General features: G+C 70.9%; 15 protein-coding genes. 6 read left to right on the top strand and 9 right to left on the bottom strand.

Going from position 1 to position 12,455, the window contains the following annotated elements; genetic code table 11:
* Positions 1 to 26 precede the first annotated feature (26 nt).
* Positions 27 to 1,118: a phosphogluconate dehydrogenase (NAD(+)-dependent, decarboxylating) gene (gene gnd / locus ACFRAL_RS15375; protein ID WP_378884513.1), complete on the top strand. Its 1,092-nt coding sequence runs from the start codon at positions 27 to 29 to the stop codon at positions 1,116 to 1,118.
* Positions 1,115 to 1,741 carry a GyrI-like domain-containing protein gene (locus tag ACFRAL_RS15370; RefSeq protein ID WP_336394930.1) on the top strand — a complete coding sequence of 209 codons (627 nt, stop codon included), beginning with the start codon at positions 1,115 to 1,117 and terminating at the stop codon, positions 1,739 to 1,741. The genes gnd and ACFRAL_RS15370 overlap by 4 nt, the downstream gene beginning before the upstream one ends.
* Before the next feature lie 61 nt (positions 1,742 to 1,802).
* Here ACFRAL_RS15370 and ACFRAL_RS15365 read toward each other — a convergent pair whose 3' ends face one another.
* A complete protein-coding gene (locus ACFRAL_RS15365; RefSeq protein ID WP_378884510.1) occupies positions 1,803 to 2,258 on the bottom strand; it encodes an SRPBCC family protein in 456 nt (151 codons plus the stop codon).
* Positions 2,259 to 2,481: 223 nt separating this feature from the next.
* On the opposite strand from ACFRAL_RS15365, the gene ACFRAL_RS15360 reads away from it, so the two are divergent.
* Complete coding sequence (locus tag ACFRAL_RS15360; RefSeq protein ID WP_336394932.1) at positions 2,482 to 3,144, top strand: hypothetical protein; 663 nt, start codon at positions 2,482 to 2,484, stop codon at positions 3,142 to 3,144.
* 58 nt (positions 3,145 to 3,202) lie between these two features.
* Here ACFRAL_RS15360 and msrA read toward each other — a convergent pair whose 3' ends face one another.
* The 4 genes from msrA to ACFRAL_RS15340 form a co-directional block, all read right to left on the bottom strand.
* Positions 3,203 to 3,757: a peptide-methionine (S)-S-oxide reductase MsrA gene (gene msrA, locus ACFRAL_RS15355; RefSeq protein WP_336394933.1), complete on the bottom strand. Its 555-nt coding sequence runs from the start codon at positions 3,755 to 3,757 to the stop codon at positions 3,203 to 3,205.
* Positions 3,754 to 4,221 carry a peptide-methionine (R)-S-oxide reductase MsrB gene (gene msrB / locus ACFRAL_RS15350; protein ID WP_378884506.1) on the bottom strand — a complete coding sequence of 156 codons (468 nt, stop codon included), beginning with the start codon at positions 4,219 to 4,221 and terminating at the stop codon, positions 3,754 to 3,756. The genes msrA and msrB overlap by 4 nt, the downstream gene beginning before the upstream one ends.
* A gap of 110 nt (positions 4,222 to 4,331) precedes the next feature.
* Positions 4,332 to 4,910, bottom strand: coding sequence for a hypothetical protein (locus tag ACFRAL_RS15345; protein ID WP_378884503.1), 579 nt, complete (start codon positions 4,908 to 4,910; stop codon positions 4,332 to 4,334).
* Complete coding sequence (locus tag ACFRAL_RS15340; protein WP_378884500.1) at positions 4,907 to 5,773, bottom strand: endonuclease/exonuclease/phosphatase family protein; 867 nt, start codon at positions 5,771 to 5,773, stop codon at positions 4,907 to 4,909. The genes ACFRAL_RS15345 and ACFRAL_RS15340 overlap by 4 nt, the downstream gene beginning before the upstream one ends.
* Positions 5,774 to 5,926: 153 nt before the next feature.
* Between ACFRAL_RS15340 and ACFRAL_RS15335 the strand changes: the two genes are divergently transcribed.
* Entirely contained in the window at positions 5,927 to 6,892 is a 966-nt protein-coding gene (locus ACFRAL_RS15335) for a TIGR03885 family FMN-dependent LLM class oxidoreductase (protein ID WP_378884497.1), read from the top strand.
* Positions 6,889 to 8,550 carry an alpha-amylase family protein gene (locus ACFRAL_RS15330; RefSeq protein WP_336394938.1) on the top strand — a complete coding sequence of 554 codons (1,662 nt, stop codon included), beginning with the start codon at positions 6,889 to 6,891 and terminating at the stop codon, positions 8,548 to 8,550. Before ACFRAL_RS15335 ends, ACFRAL_RS15330 begins: the two co-directional genes overlap by 4 nt.
* Before the next feature lie 13 nt (positions 8,551 to 8,563).
* On the opposite strand, the gene ACFRAL_RS15325 is transcribed toward ACFRAL_RS15330, so the two are convergent.
* Both ACFRAL_RS15325 and ACFRAL_RS15320 read right to left on the bottom strand, forming a co-directional pair.
* Positions 8,564 to 9,520 (bottom strand): hypothetical protein, encoded by a 957-nt coding sequence (locus ACFRAL_RS15325; RefSeq protein WP_378884494.1) that lies wholly within the window; start codon positions 9,518 to 9,520, stop codon positions 8,564 to 8,566.
* 63 nt (positions 9,521 to 9,583) lie between these two features.
* Positions 9,584 to 10,384 (bottom strand): glycosyltransferase family 2 protein, encoded by an 801-nt coding sequence (locus tag ACFRAL_RS15320; protein WP_336394940.1) that lies wholly within the window; start codon positions 10,382 to 10,384, stop codon positions 9,584 to 9,586.
* A 350-nt stretch (positions 10,385 to 10,734) separates the two neighbouring features.
* Between ACFRAL_RS15320 and ACFRAL_RS15315 the strand changes: the two genes are divergently transcribed.
* Positions 10,735 to 11,079, top strand: coding sequence for a DUF2200 domain-containing protein (locus ACFRAL_RS15315; RefSeq protein ID WP_378884490.1), 345 nt, complete (start codon positions 10,735 to 10,737; stop codon positions 11,077 to 11,079).
* Here the strand turns inward: ACFRAL_RS15315 and ACFRAL_RS15310 are convergent.
* Positions 11,010 to 11,873 (bottom strand): FAD:protein FMN transferase, encoded by an 864-nt coding sequence (locus ACFRAL_RS15310; RefSeq protein ID WP_378884487.1) that lies wholly within the window; start codon positions 11,871 to 11,873, stop codon positions 11,010 to 11,012. The two genes, ACFRAL_RS15315 and ACFRAL_RS15310, sit on opposite strands and share 70 nt — an antisense overlap.
* The gene (locus ACFRAL_RS15305; RefSeq protein WP_378884484.1) at positions 11,870 to 12,454 is read right to left on the bottom strand and encodes an FMN-binding protein; all 585 of its coding nucleotides are present in this window, start codon (positions 12,452 to 12,454) and stop codon (positions 11,870 to 11,872) included. Before ACFRAL_RS15305 ends, ACFRAL_RS15310 begins: the two co-directional genes overlap by 4 nt.
* Position 12,455: the final 1 nt, after the last annotated feature.

The following is a 12,455-nucleotide window of genomic DNA, read 5'->3' as shown; positions in this document are numbered from 1 at the left end:
CCCGACCGACGAGTGGAGGAGCGGCGATGCAGCTGGGAATGGTGGGACTCGGCCGGATGGGCGGGAACATCGTCCGGCGCCTGATGCGCGACGGGCACGACTGCGTGGTGTACGACGTCAGCCCCGACGCTGTCGCGACGCTGGCCGGCGAGGGGGCCGAGGGCTCGACGAGCCTGGCCGAGCTCGTGTCGAAGCTCGAGGCGCCGCGCGCGGTGTGGCTCATGATCCCGGCGGGCCTCACGGGCACGGTTGTGGACGAGGTCGCAGCGCTGCTCGACCCCGGCGACATCATCATCGACGGCGGCAACTCGAACTACCGCGACGACGTGCGGCGCGCGGTCGCGCTCCAGGACACCGGCATCCACTACGTCGACATCGGCACCAGCGGAGGCGTGTTCGGGCTGGAGCGCGGCTACTGCCTCATGGTCGGCGGCCCCGACGAGGCGTTCCGGCGCATCGAGCCGATCCTCAGGACCATCGCACCGGGCAGCGGGGAGGCTGCTCGCACGCCGGGCCGCGACGGCGACTTCGCACCGGAGGAGCTTGGGTACCTGCACTGCGGTCCGTCCGGTGCCGGGCACTTCGTGAAGATGGTCCACAACGGCATCGAGTACGGCGTGATGGCGGCGCTGGCCGAGGGCCTGAACATCCTCGAGCATGCCGATGCGGGTGTGCGCGAGGCGGAGCACTCCGCCGAGGTCGCTCCCCTGGAGGAGCCGGAGTTCTACCAGTTCACCATCGACACCCCGAAGGTCGCGGAGCTGTGGCGCCGGGGCTCGGTGATCTCCTCCTGGCTGCTGGATCTCACGGCCGCTGCCCTGCACGGCAACCCCACGCTCGACGGGCTTGCGGGGCGCGTCTCGGACTCCGGCGAGGGGCGCTGGACCGTCAAGGCGGCCGTCGACACCGGGGTGCCGGCGCCGGTGCTCGCGGCCTCGCTGTTCGAGCGTTTCGCCTCGCGCGACGAGGACCGCTTCGCCAATCAGGTCCTCTCGGCGATGCGCCTGCAGTTCGGCGGACACCAGGAGCTGCCGGCGGGCGATGTCCTGGAGGCCGGCGGGCGCAAGTCCGAGTCCTCCGCCGGCGGTCAGTCGCGCACCGCCGAGGACGCCGGGTGACGAAGGTCGACCTGAAGCGGACCATCCCCTCCTACACGGCGCCCCGGGGTGCGTTCGAGGTCGTCGAGGTGCCGCCGCTCCGCTACCTGATGGTGGACGGCCACGGCGACCCCAACGCGTCCGCGCAGTACACGGATGCGGTCGCGGCGCTCTTCGGCACGGCATACCGCCTGAAGTTCCTCAGCAAGACCGAGCTGGGCCGGGACTACGTCGTCATGCCGCTCGAGGGACTGTGGTGGTCCGACGACATGGCGACCTTCACCACGTCGCGCGACAAATCCCGCTGGAGCTGGACGATGATGATCCTCGTGCCGGAATGGATCGAGGAGGTCCATGCGGAGCGCGCCCGCCGGGCGGCCGCCGAGAAGGGCGATTCCGCCGCCCTCGGCTCCCTCCGGCTCGGAGATCTCGCGGAGGGCACCTGCGTCCAGACGCTGCACGTCGGCTCGTACGACGACGAGGCACCGGTCCTGGCCGACATGCACGAGCGGTTCATCCCGGCGCACGGGCTGCGCATGACCGGGCGTCACCACGAGATCTACCTCACCGACCCGCGCCGGTCGGCGCCCGAGCGGCTGCGCACGATCCTGCGACAGCCGGTGGAGCCGGCCGCCCGGGACTGACGACGCAGCGGATGCCGCGCCCCAGCCGGGGCGCGGCATCCGCGGGTCTGCTGAGCCCGTGTCAGCGCGGCACGTCGCCGCGCCAGGCTCCGGTCTCCTGCGGGGCCTTCTCGATGAACTTCTTGAAGTTCTCGAGGTCCCGCTTCACGGCGAAGTTGTCGGCGCCCACGACGGCCCCGACCTTCTCGACGACGCCCGTCGGCTCCCAGTCGATCTGCACGGTGACCCGGGTGCCGGTGTCGGTGAGCTTGTGGAACGTGACGACGCCGGCGTGCACGGTCTCGCCGTCGATGCTGCGCCATGCCACCCGCTCGTCGGGGTGCTGCTCGGTGATCTCGGCGTCGAACTCGCGCTCGACCGGCCCGACCTTGACCTTCCAGTGGTTGTGGGTGTCGTCGATCTCAGTGATCGACTCGACCTCGTCCATGAACTTCGGGAAGGTCTCGAACTGGGTCCACTGGTTGTACGCCATGGTGACGGGCACGTCCACGTCGATGGTCTCGATGATCTGACTCATGCCCCCAGCCTGCGCGTCGGCTCCGCCCCCTCGCACCCTCTTGACGAGGACCGCGGAAGCACGTATTGAGCCGTACACATGGCATATTCAGTCGCCGTCTGATACTTCTTGACTTCGACTGCCCGCCGCCCGGCGCGGGCGTCGACTCGTATATCCGAGGGGAGAACGCATGCGTGCACGGCGATCGAGGCTCGCTCTGAGCGGAGCTCTAGTAGGACTGGCCATGGCGATCGGGCTGGCGGTGTCGCCGGCGTCGGCCGCTCCATCAGGCGGCGTTCAGACGGCCACCGCGGCGTACTCGTGCGGAACGTTCGAAGGACTCGCGCTGACCCAGTCGACGGTGAGCTACACCGGTGTGACGCTGCGGTCGGGCGAGACGATCACGGCGAAGATGTCCCCCGCCGCGACGGGCGACAAGATCATGCTGAGCGTCGCCCGCGGCTTCAGCATCACGATGTACTCGGCGCCGGCCACCACCGGTCTCGCGTTCAAGGCTCCCGCCGACGGGACGTACAACCTCGGCTGGTCCCTCGAAGCGGCGGGCACGCGCCCGTCCAGCATCACGTGGACCTTCGACTGCTCGACCTCTTCAGGCACGACGACGCCCATCGTGGCGGATTCGGACCGGGACGGCGTCGCGGATTCGGCGGACGCCTGTGCGGCGACCGTCCTGCCCGATGCGATCAGCAAGCCCGTCGCGGGCCGCTACTACGCGAAGTCCACGGGCGCATTCGTCGACGGCACCGGTCGCTCGGCCAACCTCACGGTGGTCGACGCCGGCGGCTGCTCGGCGGGCCAGATCGCCAAGGCTCTGCGGCTGAGCGTGAAGGACTCCAAATCAGGCATCACGCTCACGCAGCTGCAGTCCTGGGCTTCCACGCACTGAGCGAACAGAACGGATGCCGCGACCCGGCCGGGTCGCGGCATCCGTTCGTGCTCTTCGCCTACGCGGTGGCGTCGGCGCGCTTGGGCAGCACCCAGCCCGCGCGCGGGAAGTGGCACGTGTACCCGTTGGGGATGCGGATCAGGTAGTCCTGGTGCTCGGGCTCGGCCTCCCAGAACGGGCCCGCGGGCTCGATCGTCGTGACGGCCTTGCCCGGCCAGAGCCCGGACGCGTCCACGTCGGCGATGGTCTCGCGCGCGACCTGCTCCTGCTCGGGAGAGAGCGGGAAGATCGCCGACCGGTAGCTGGAGCCGATGTCGTTGCCCTGACGGTTCAGCGTCGACGGGTCGTGGATCTGGAAGAAGAACGCGAGGATGTCGCGGTACGTGGTCTTCGTCGGGTCGAAGACGATCTCGACCGCCTCGGCGTGACCCGGGTGCTTGCGGTAGGTGGCGTGCGCGTTCTCGCCGCCGGTGTAGCCCACCCGCGTATCGAGGACGCCGGGCTGGCGGCGGATGAGGTCCTCCATGCCCCAGAAGCAGCCGCCCGCGAGGACTGCCGTCTCGGTGCCGGGGGTTCGGGTGATCTCGCCGGTGTCGAAGGGACCGCTGGTCATGATGCGTGCTCCTGGTTCTCGGTGGTGAAGAGGTGTCGGTAGGCCCCGTAGCCCTCGGCCTCGAGCGACGAGGCGGGCACGAAGCGCAATGCGGCCGAGTTCATGCAGTATCTCAGGCCGCCGGCCCGCCGGGGGCCGTCGCGGAAGACGTGCCCGAGGTGGCTGTCGGCGCCCGATGACCGCACCTCGGTGCGCGGCATCAGCAGCTTCCAGTCGGTCTTGGTGGCGACGGCGTCGGGCTCGATCGGCTGGGTGAAGCTCGGCCATCCGGTTCCGCTGTCGTACTTGTCGGTCGATGAGAAGAGCGGCTGGCCGGAGACGACATCCACGTAGATGCCGGGCTCGTGGTTGTTCCAGTACTCGTTGCGGAAAGCCGGCTCGGTGCCGTCCTCCTGCGTCACGCGGTACTGGGCGTCGGTGAGGCGGCTCAGTGCCTCGGGGGTCCTGCGGTACTCGTTGCTCACGATTCCTCCTGATGCGACGCCGCTGGCTGCGGCGTCATAGAGGGAGAACGGATGCCGCGCCGGTTTTGGTCCCGTGAACCTGGGAACGCGCTCTGAGTTCCTGTCGGAGGTCAGTCCTGTTCCTCCAGCAGCCTGACGCGCACGACGAGGAGACCGGCAAGAAGGCCCCCGAGGCCCCCGGCGGCCATGTCGCCGATCGAGTCCTCGTAGGCGACGTAGATCTCCTCCGAGATGAACCGCCAGCCGATCCACTCGAGCATCTCCCACACGGCGCTGAGGGCCATCCCGAGGCTCGTCACGAGCAGGATCGGCGTCGCAGGCCGCGTGTCCGGCGCCAGCGGCGGCGGGACGAGCCCGAGTCGTGAGAGCAGGAGGTACGCCATGGCGGCCACCATGCCGGTGAAGACGAAGTGCACGACGAGGTCCCAGCCGAGCACCGTCTGGTACAGCAGGAAGACGTTGCTCCAGGCCGCCACGAGCACCGTGACGCAGAAGGCGATGTCGAAGCCCGGTCTCACCCCCACGAAGCGGGGGAGGACGAGCCCGAAGAGGGCGAGGGCGAGCACCCCGGCGTCTGCGGGTGCCCACCAGATGAACCCGGCGATGACGCTGAGCGGCCCCAGCACCCGGATCGCGTCGGCGAGCCACTCGCCGGCGCCGCTCGGCGGCCTGAGGAAGCGCCGGATCACGGCCGTGTCCGCTCTGGTCGCACCGTCACGACGGCCTGCACGGGGAGGTGGTCGGACGGCCACACGTCCTCGTGGCGGAAGGCGTTGATCGCCGCGCGCGCCACGGCGACATCCGGCGTCACGACGATCCAGTCGATCCGCGCCCTGTCCGGTCGCGGCGTGCGGTAGCCGGCGAAGGTGCCGACGGATGCCGTCACTCGCTCGTCGGCGGCGGTCCAGGCGTCGCGCAGCGAACCCCCGCCGAGCAGCGCCCGGAGGGTGCGCGACCCCTCGCCGGCGTTCAGGTCCCCGGTCAGGATCGCCGGGCCCGGATCGGCCATCGCCAGCAGGGCCTCGACCGAGCGGATGCGGGAGCGGGGCGAGAACGGATCGAGGTGGGTGTTGACGGCGGTGAAGACGAGCCCGGTTCCCCGGTCGCGAAAGCGCGCCGTCACCGCGATGCGGGGGATGAGGTTGCCCCACGAGCGCGAGCCCGGCTCGCGGGAGTGCTCCGACAGCGCGGTCTGCTCCCATTCGACGAGGTCGAGACGTTCGGCGTCGAAGAAGAGCGGGCAGCCCTCGCCGGTGCCGCGCGGGCCGTGACCGCGTCCGATGAAGCGGTAGCGCGCGCCGAGCGCGTCCCGCATCGCCTCGGCCTGATCCGGCAGCACCTCCTGCGCGCCCACGATGGTCGGCTGCTCCATCCGCAGGAGAGCCCTGACGGCGGCCTCGCGGTGACGCCACCGGTCGGCGCGACGCCACGCGAGTCCGTTCATGCGGCGCCGGACGTTGAAGGTCATCACGTGGAGCTCCGGCGCGGCCACGGGTCCGATGAGCGGCCCGGATCTGCGCTCATCTGCGGGCGTCGTCGGTCGGGTGTGCATTGCTCACGGTACGCAGATCCCTGCCTGCGGACGCAAGGGCTTGCGGCCTGCCGCTGACTCCCGCCGCGCGGACGGTCGGGCGCGGGTGTAACCGACACCGCGCCGGATCTCAAGGGCTTCCCGGATGGACGGCCCGCGCGGCAGACTCGCTGGATGGTCTTCGTAGGCTTCCACGCGTCCCATGAGCAGATCCTGCCCAGCGACCTGCTCACCGCTGTGCAGCAGGCCGAGGCGGCCGGGTTCGACGGCGCCATGTGCTCCGACCACCTCGCTCCCTGGAACCCCCGGCAGGGCGAGTCGGGCTTCGCGTTGAGCTGGCTGGGCGCCGCCCTCGCGCGGACGGACTTCTCCATCGGCATGGTCAACGCCCCCGGTCAGCGATACCACCCCGTCATCGTCGCGCAGGCGTTCGCGACGCTCGAGGAGATGTTCCCCGGGCGTTTCTGGGCCGCGCTCGGCAGCGGCGAGGCGATGAACGAGCACGTCACCGGCGACCCCTGGCCTCCCAAGGACGTGCGCACCCGGCGCCTGGGCGAGAGCGTCGACGTGATCCGACGGCTGCTCGCCGGCGAGGAGGTGACGCACGACGGGCTGGTCACGGTCCACCGTGCCCGCCTCTGGAGCCGGCCGGTCGAGCCGCCGCCCCTCATGGCGACGGCCGTGAGCGCCGAGACGGCGGCGTGGGCGGCGTCGTGGGCCGAGGGCCTGGCCACCGTCGTGCAGGCGCCGGACGCGCTGGAGCGGGTCGTCGACGCCTACCGCTCGAACGGCGGGGCCGGCCCGTGCGTGCTGCAGGTGCACGTGAGCATCGCCGAGACGGATGCCGAGGCGTACGCGATCGCGAAGGACCAGTGGCGCAATGGTCTCGTCTCACCGCCGCTGGCGTGGGATCTCGAGCAGCCCGAGGACTTCGACGCGGCGGTCGGCGAGGTCGACGAGGCGAAGCTGCGCCAGGCGGTCCTCGTCGATCCCGACCCCGTCTCCCTCGCCGAGCGGATCGAGGCGCTGGTGAAGATCGGGTTCGACCGCGTGTACATCCACCACGTCGGCCGCGACCAGTCCTATTTCCTGGGTGCCGCGGAGTCCGGCATCCTGCCCCGCCTGAAGGAGGCGCGATGAAGATCACCGATACCAGCGACCTCTGGTGGAAGAACGCGGTCATCTACTGCCTCGACGTGGAGACCTTCCTCGACGGCAACGGCGACGGGGTGGGTGACATGCGAGGCCTCGCACGGCGCATCGACTACCTCGCTCAGCTCGGGGTCACGTGCCTGTGGCTCATGCCGTTCTATCCGTCGCCGGATCGTGACGACGGGTACGACGTCTCCGACTTCTACGGCGTGGATCCGCGGCTGGGCGACCACGGCGAGTTCGTCGAGATGATCCGCACCGCGAACGATCGCGGAATGCGTGTGATCGTCGACCTCGTCGTCAACCACACCTCCGATCGGCATCCGTGGTTCGTCAGCGCCAAGCGGAGCGTGAACTCGCCCTACCGCGACTACTACATCTGGCGGGACGACGCGCCTCCGAAAGGGCAGAAGAACGCGGTCTTCCCCGGTGAGGCGGACGGCATCTGGACGAAGGACGAGGCGTCCGGGCAGTGGTACCAGCACAGCTTCTACGAGCACCAGCCCGACCTCAACATCGCGAACCCCGCGGTGCGCGACGAGCTCGCCCGCGTGATCGGGTACTGGCTGCAGCTGGGCGTGGCGGGATTCCGCGTCGACGCGGTGCCGTTCTTCCTCGAGATGCCTCCCGGCGCGCAGATCCCCGACCCCCACGAGCTGCTGCGCGACTTCCGGCGGTTCCTGCAGCGCCGGTCCAGCGAGGCCATCCTGCTCGGCGAGGTCAACCTGCCGTACGACCAGCAGGTGGACTACTTCGGCGGCGCCGACGCCAACGAGCTGTCGATGCAGTTCGACTTCGTCGGCATGCAGGCGTTCTACCTCTCGCTCGTGCGCGAGAACCCCGCCCCGCTGGTCGAGGCGCTGTCGTCCCGCCCGTCGCTGCCCGTCGAGGTGCAGTGGGCGAACTTCCTCCGCAACCACGATGAGCTCACGCTCGACAAGCTCTCCGATGAGGAGCGCGAGGAGGTGTTCGAGGCGTTCGCGCCCGACGAGCGGCAGCGGGTGTTCGGAAGGGGCATCACCCGCAGGCTGCCCCCGATGCTCGGCGATCCGCGCCGCATCCGCATGGCGTACAGCCTCATGTTCACGCTCCCCGGAACACCCGTGCTCTTCTACGGCGAGGAGATCGGCATGGGCGAGAACATCGACATCCCGGGGCGCACCGCGGTGCGGACGCCGATGCAGTGGACGTCCGAGAAGAACGGCGGCTTCTCGCAGGCGTCCCCGTCACGACTCGTCGCGCGCCCGCCGGGGGACGGCTATGCGCCCCAGCACGTCAACGTGGCGGATCAGATCGAGGATCGCGGCTCGCTGCTGCACTTCTTCCGCGACCTCATCTCGCGGTACCGCATCTCGCCCGAGCTCGGGTGGGGCGACTTCGAGGTGCTCGAGCAGCCGGTCGACGCGATCCTCGTGCACTCGCTGCGCGCCGACGTCGGCCGGATGGTGGCGATCCACAACCTCGCCGGCGTCCCGGCGACCACGCGGTTCGCGCTCGCCGACGAGCCGGAGGGCACGGCACTGGTCGACCTGCTGGGATCGGATCGCCTGCCGCTGGACGATCGCGGGGGAGTGGAGCTCGAGGTGCCGGCATACGGGTACCGGTGGCTGCGGGTGTCGCGTCCCGGGGACGGCCGCGTGTCGTAGCCGGCCGCAGCCGTCAGGAGACGGCGGCGGACCGCCGGTCCCGCCGCGCCCTGGCGACGGCCCACCGCACCAGCAGGCCGATGATGGCGACGGCGAGCGCGGCGACGATGGGCCGCAGGGCCAGCTCCGGGATGAACAGCGCCATGCGGAACACGGAGACGCCGTAGTCGATCATGTCGAGCGGGTCCCGCGCGAGCGCGCGGCTCCCCGCCGCACTGGCGATGCCGGTCATCGCGGCCGGAGCGATCCAGATGAGGGCCAGGCTCACCAGTGCCGCCAGCACCCTGCCGACGGTGTTCACCCCCGTCCACGCGATCGCGATCCCGGTCAGCACCGGTGTCACCCACTGCAGCAGCCACACGATCGACGAGAGCGTGCCCTGGTCCGTCGTCAGCAGCGGCTGCACCAGCCCCCCGGCCCAGGGCGCGGCGGCGGTCGCCCCGAGCGTGAGGCCGAGGAGCGCGCCCGCGCGCGGGGCGCGCGCGATGAGCAGGACAGACACCAGCCCGACGAGGAACGAGACCGTGCACACCGCCACCAGCGCCCCCAGGTACAGCGTGGAGATGCTGCGTTCCTGCAGCCCGTCGCGCACGACGAGAGCGGACTGGGTGATCGCGGCGGCCTGAGCGGCGAGCAGGCCCAGGGCCATCAGCGCGAACCCGCCGCGGGGGAGCCGCTCGGCGGTGGCGCGGGCGACGATGCCGGCCGCGGCGGACCCGACGACGATCAGGCCGAACAGCAGCGTGAGGGAGTATTGGCTGAACGGCAGCAGGACCAGCGGCATGTCCCCGGGCGCGGTGTCGACGGCCCACAGGTCCTGCAGCGGCAGACGGGGCCCCCTCACGAGCCACGGCAGCAACCCGGCGAGCGCGGCGCCGATGCCGATGACCGGGCATGCCCAGAGCGGAATACGTCGCGGAGCGGGCTCCGGCGGCGGTGCCTCCTGCGTCGTCGCTGCGACCTCGCTCATCGGTCGGCTCCCTCCTGGCGTCGACGCGGTCGGCAGAGGACCGCATGCGCCGTGCGCGTCAGCCTAGCGCCACCGCCGGGAGGCGACGAGGGCTGCGGCGCGGCGGTTCCCGCGGCACCTCGCGCGCACAGCGCGCAGCGTGCGGCGGGACCATCGCACCGGCGGGAAGTCGCGGGGGAGATGCACCATGACGGTCCGCAGGCCGCGCTCGACACGGCGCGCGAAGTCGCGGACGCTCGTGAACGGCCGCATCGACATGCCCATGCGGGCCCTCGGCAAGAGGCGGATGCGTCCGCGCTCACCGAGGTGGAACGACAGGTCCATGTCGTCGTGCAGCTCCGCGTCGTCACGGTGAACGCGGGAACGGATGCTGCGCCACGCGTCTCGCCGCATGCCGAGGTTCGATCCGAACAGCGGGGGATGACCGAGCGTGATGGTCATGACGGCGGCATAGGAGCCGAGGTAGAGGACGGCGAGCGGACCGCGCAGGCCCGGCGGACCGTCGATGAAGCGCGCGCCGCCGGTGAACGCGGCGACGTCCGGGCGTGCGGCGAACGCGTCGGCCATCGTCCCCACCCACGACGCATCCGGAACGCAGTCGGCGTCCAGTCGCAGGATCAGATCCCCGGTGGCGGCGTCGTACCCGGCCGCGCTCGCCGCGGGGATGCCGGGCGTCTCGCACCGCTCCAGGCGGGCGCCGAAGACGCGGGCGACGCCGGCGGAGGCATCCGTCGATCCGTTGTCCACGACGACCACCTCGTCCGGCGGCCGGGTCTGGCGCGCGAGCGCCTGGAGGCACCGCGCGAGCTCGGTGTCGTCGTCCTTGACCGGGATGACGACCGAGATGCGCGGAGCGTTCGACATGGTGACATTCCATCCGAGGCGCTCGGAGCGCGAGAAGGGCCTTGACCTCGGATGGCCCGATCGGTGACGGCCGGCGGCGCGTCACGCCGGGGCTCATGGCGTATCAGGGCGTCGCGTCCTGTGTCAAGGCCGAGTCGGGCGGAACAGGGCGACGTACGCTTGCAGGGCAGGCAAGCAAAGCAGCGCGGGGCGGTCGAGCTTCGGCGTTCGGGTCGCCGTCCAGTCTCCCGTAATCGCGCGATGGTCCCGGTGGGAGGGCTACCCACCGGGACCATCATTGCCTGTGCCGGTCGATCGGCCGCACGGCGCACCCGTCGAATACGCCGGCCGCCGTCGAATACGCTGGCCGCGTGCACCGCATCTACACGACGAGCTTCGCGTCGGTCTACCCGCTCTACGTCGCCAAGGCGGAGAAGAAGGGCCGCACCGGCGAGGAGGTCGACGAGGTCATCCAGTGGCTGACGGGGTTCGACGACGCGGAGCTTCGCCGGCATCTCGCCGAGGGCACGACGTTCGAGGACTTCTTCGCGGACGCCCGCCTCAACCCCCGGGCCTCGCAGATCACCGGCGTGATCTGCGGTGTCCGCGTGGAGGGGATCGAGGATCCCCTGATGCAGCAGATCCGCTACCTCGACAAGCTCGTGGACGAGCTGGCGAAGGGGAAGCCGATGGAGAAGGTGCTGCGGCCCGCCTGATCCGGAGTTGCCGCATCGGCGACGCTGACCTCCACCCCCTCGAGCCACCGCCGCACCCGTCCGCCCGGTCCGACGATCATTCCGCTGGTGCGGCCGGCGCGCGCGATCCAGGTGAGGTCGTCGACGCCGGCGACCACGGCGGCGGTCGCCCACGCATCGGCGTGCGAGAGCGCGTCGGAGACCACCGTCGCCGAGGCGGCGCCGGTCGCGGGCGTGCCGGATCGCGGATCGATGATGTGCGGGCCGCGCTCTGCGCCGCCGGACGTGGCGATCGCCCCGTTGCGTACGGACGTGACGGCGAGCACCCGCGAGCGGTCGGCCGGGTCGACGATCCCGACCTTCCAGGTCCAGTCGGCGTCGGGAGCCGTGAGCAGCTGCATGTCCCCGCCCGCGTTGATCCCGGCAGCGACGACGCCCGGGCGCGCGAGGAGCGGCGCGAGGTGGGCCCGCGCGACGCGCTCGACCGACCATCCCTTGACATACCCCGTCGGGTCGAAGGCTCCCGCCCAGGTCGCGGAGAATCGGCCGGACGTCTCGACCTCCGCTTCGGCGCACGCCTGGGCCACCTCGGCGACCCAGCGGGAGGCATCCGCCATCACCAGCTCGCCGCGCGCCATCCGCGAGATGTCGGAGTCGTCGCGATACGGGGAGAAGACCGCGTCGGCCGCGCGGAGCTCCGCGAAGCACGCGGATGCCGCTGTGGTGAAGGCGTCCTCGTCGACATCGCCCACGACGTGCACGCTGATCGCGGTCCCCATGATGTGGGCGACCTCGACGTGGCGGCGGCCCCTCATGAGCGGGCCTGATCGATCGCGCTCTGCAGGGACTCCCGATAGCCCTCGCTGGTGTACGTCGCACCCGAGACCATGTCGATGTCGGCGGACTGCGCCTCGGCGGTCTCGGAGACCAGCACGGGCAGCGCGCGCTCGTTGATCTGCCGGTCGCGCGGATTGCTCGACGGGTACTCGGGCACCTGGACGTCCGTGATCACCCCGCCGGCGACCGTGATCTGCACCTGCACCGGACCGAATCGGGTGTTCACGGTGTCGCCGGTGAAGGTGCCGTCCGCGAGGGATGTCACGTCGGAGGATCCCGATGTCGCGCCGGTCGAGCCGGTGGCGGTGCCGGCCGAGCCGGAGCCGGCTCCGCTGTCCGACGCGGCGCCGGAGCCGGCCCCGCTGTCCGACGCGGCGCCGGAGCCGCTGTCTCCCGCGCCGCCGCCTGTGCCGGCCCCGGAGTCCGACGACGTCGAAGACGAGCTGGGCGGGGTCTCCGCGGCGAGCGACGTCACGTTCTCGACGTGCGACGTGCGGTAGCTGAACAGCAGCACGAGGCCGCTGAGGGTGGCGAGGATGCCGTAGACGATCTTCTTCATG

It is taken from the genome of Microbacterium sp. NPDC056736 (assembly GCF_042790415.1).
Lineage (GTDB): Bacteria > Actinomycetota > Actinomycetes > Actinomycetales > Microbacteriaceae > Microbacterium.
Note: the sequence above shows the minus strand (reverse complement) of the source record. Positions and strands in the feature narration are given on the sequence as shown.

Bases quoted from the DNA above. Each gene is read 5' to 3' on its own strand.
- ACFRAL_RS15335 (WP_378884497.1), top strand. From the start codon at position 5,927: ATGGTCTTCGTAGGCTTCCACGCGTCCCATGAGCAGATCCTGCCCAGC.
- ACFRAL_RS15320 (WP_336394940.1), bottom strand. From the start codon at position 10,384: ATGTCGAACGCTCCGCGCATCTCGGTCGTCATCCCGGTCAAGGACGAC.
- gnd (WP_378884513.1), top strand. From the start codon at position 27: ATGCAGCTGGGAATGGTGGGACTCGGCCGGATGGGCGGGAACATCGTC.
- ACFRAL_RS15305 (WP_378884484.1), bottom strand. From the start codon at position 12,454: ATGAAGAAGATCGTCTACGGCATCCTCGCCACCCTCAGCGGCCTCGTG.
- ACFRAL_RS15325 (WP_378884494.1), bottom strand. From the start codon at position 9,520: ATGAGCGAGGTCGCAGCGACGACGCAGGAGGCACCGCCGCCGGAGCCC.
- ACFRAL_RS15365 (WP_378884510.1), bottom strand. From the start codon at position 2,258: ATGAGTCAGATCATCGAGACCATCGACGTGGACGTGCCCGTCACCATG.
- msrA (WP_336394933.1), bottom strand. From the start codon at position 3,757: ATGACCAGCGGTCCCTTCGACACCGGCGAGATCACCCGAACCCCCGGC.
- ACFRAL_RS15340 (WP_378884500.1), bottom strand. From the start codon at position 5,773: ATGCACACCCGACCGACGACGCCCGCAGATGAGCGCAGATCCGGGCCG.
- ACFRAL_RS15310 (WP_378884487.1), bottom strand. From the start codon at position 11,873: ATGAGGGGCCGCCGCCACGTCGAGGTCGCCCACATCATGGGGACCGCG.
- ACFRAL_RS15330 (WP_336394938.1), top strand. From the start codon at position 6,889: ATGAAGATCACCGATACCAGCGACCTCTGGTGGAAGAACGCGGTCATC.
- ACFRAL_RS15360 (WP_336394932.1), top strand. From the start codon at position 2,482: ATGGCGATCGGGCTGGCGGTGTCGCCGGCGTCGGCCGCTCCATCAGGC.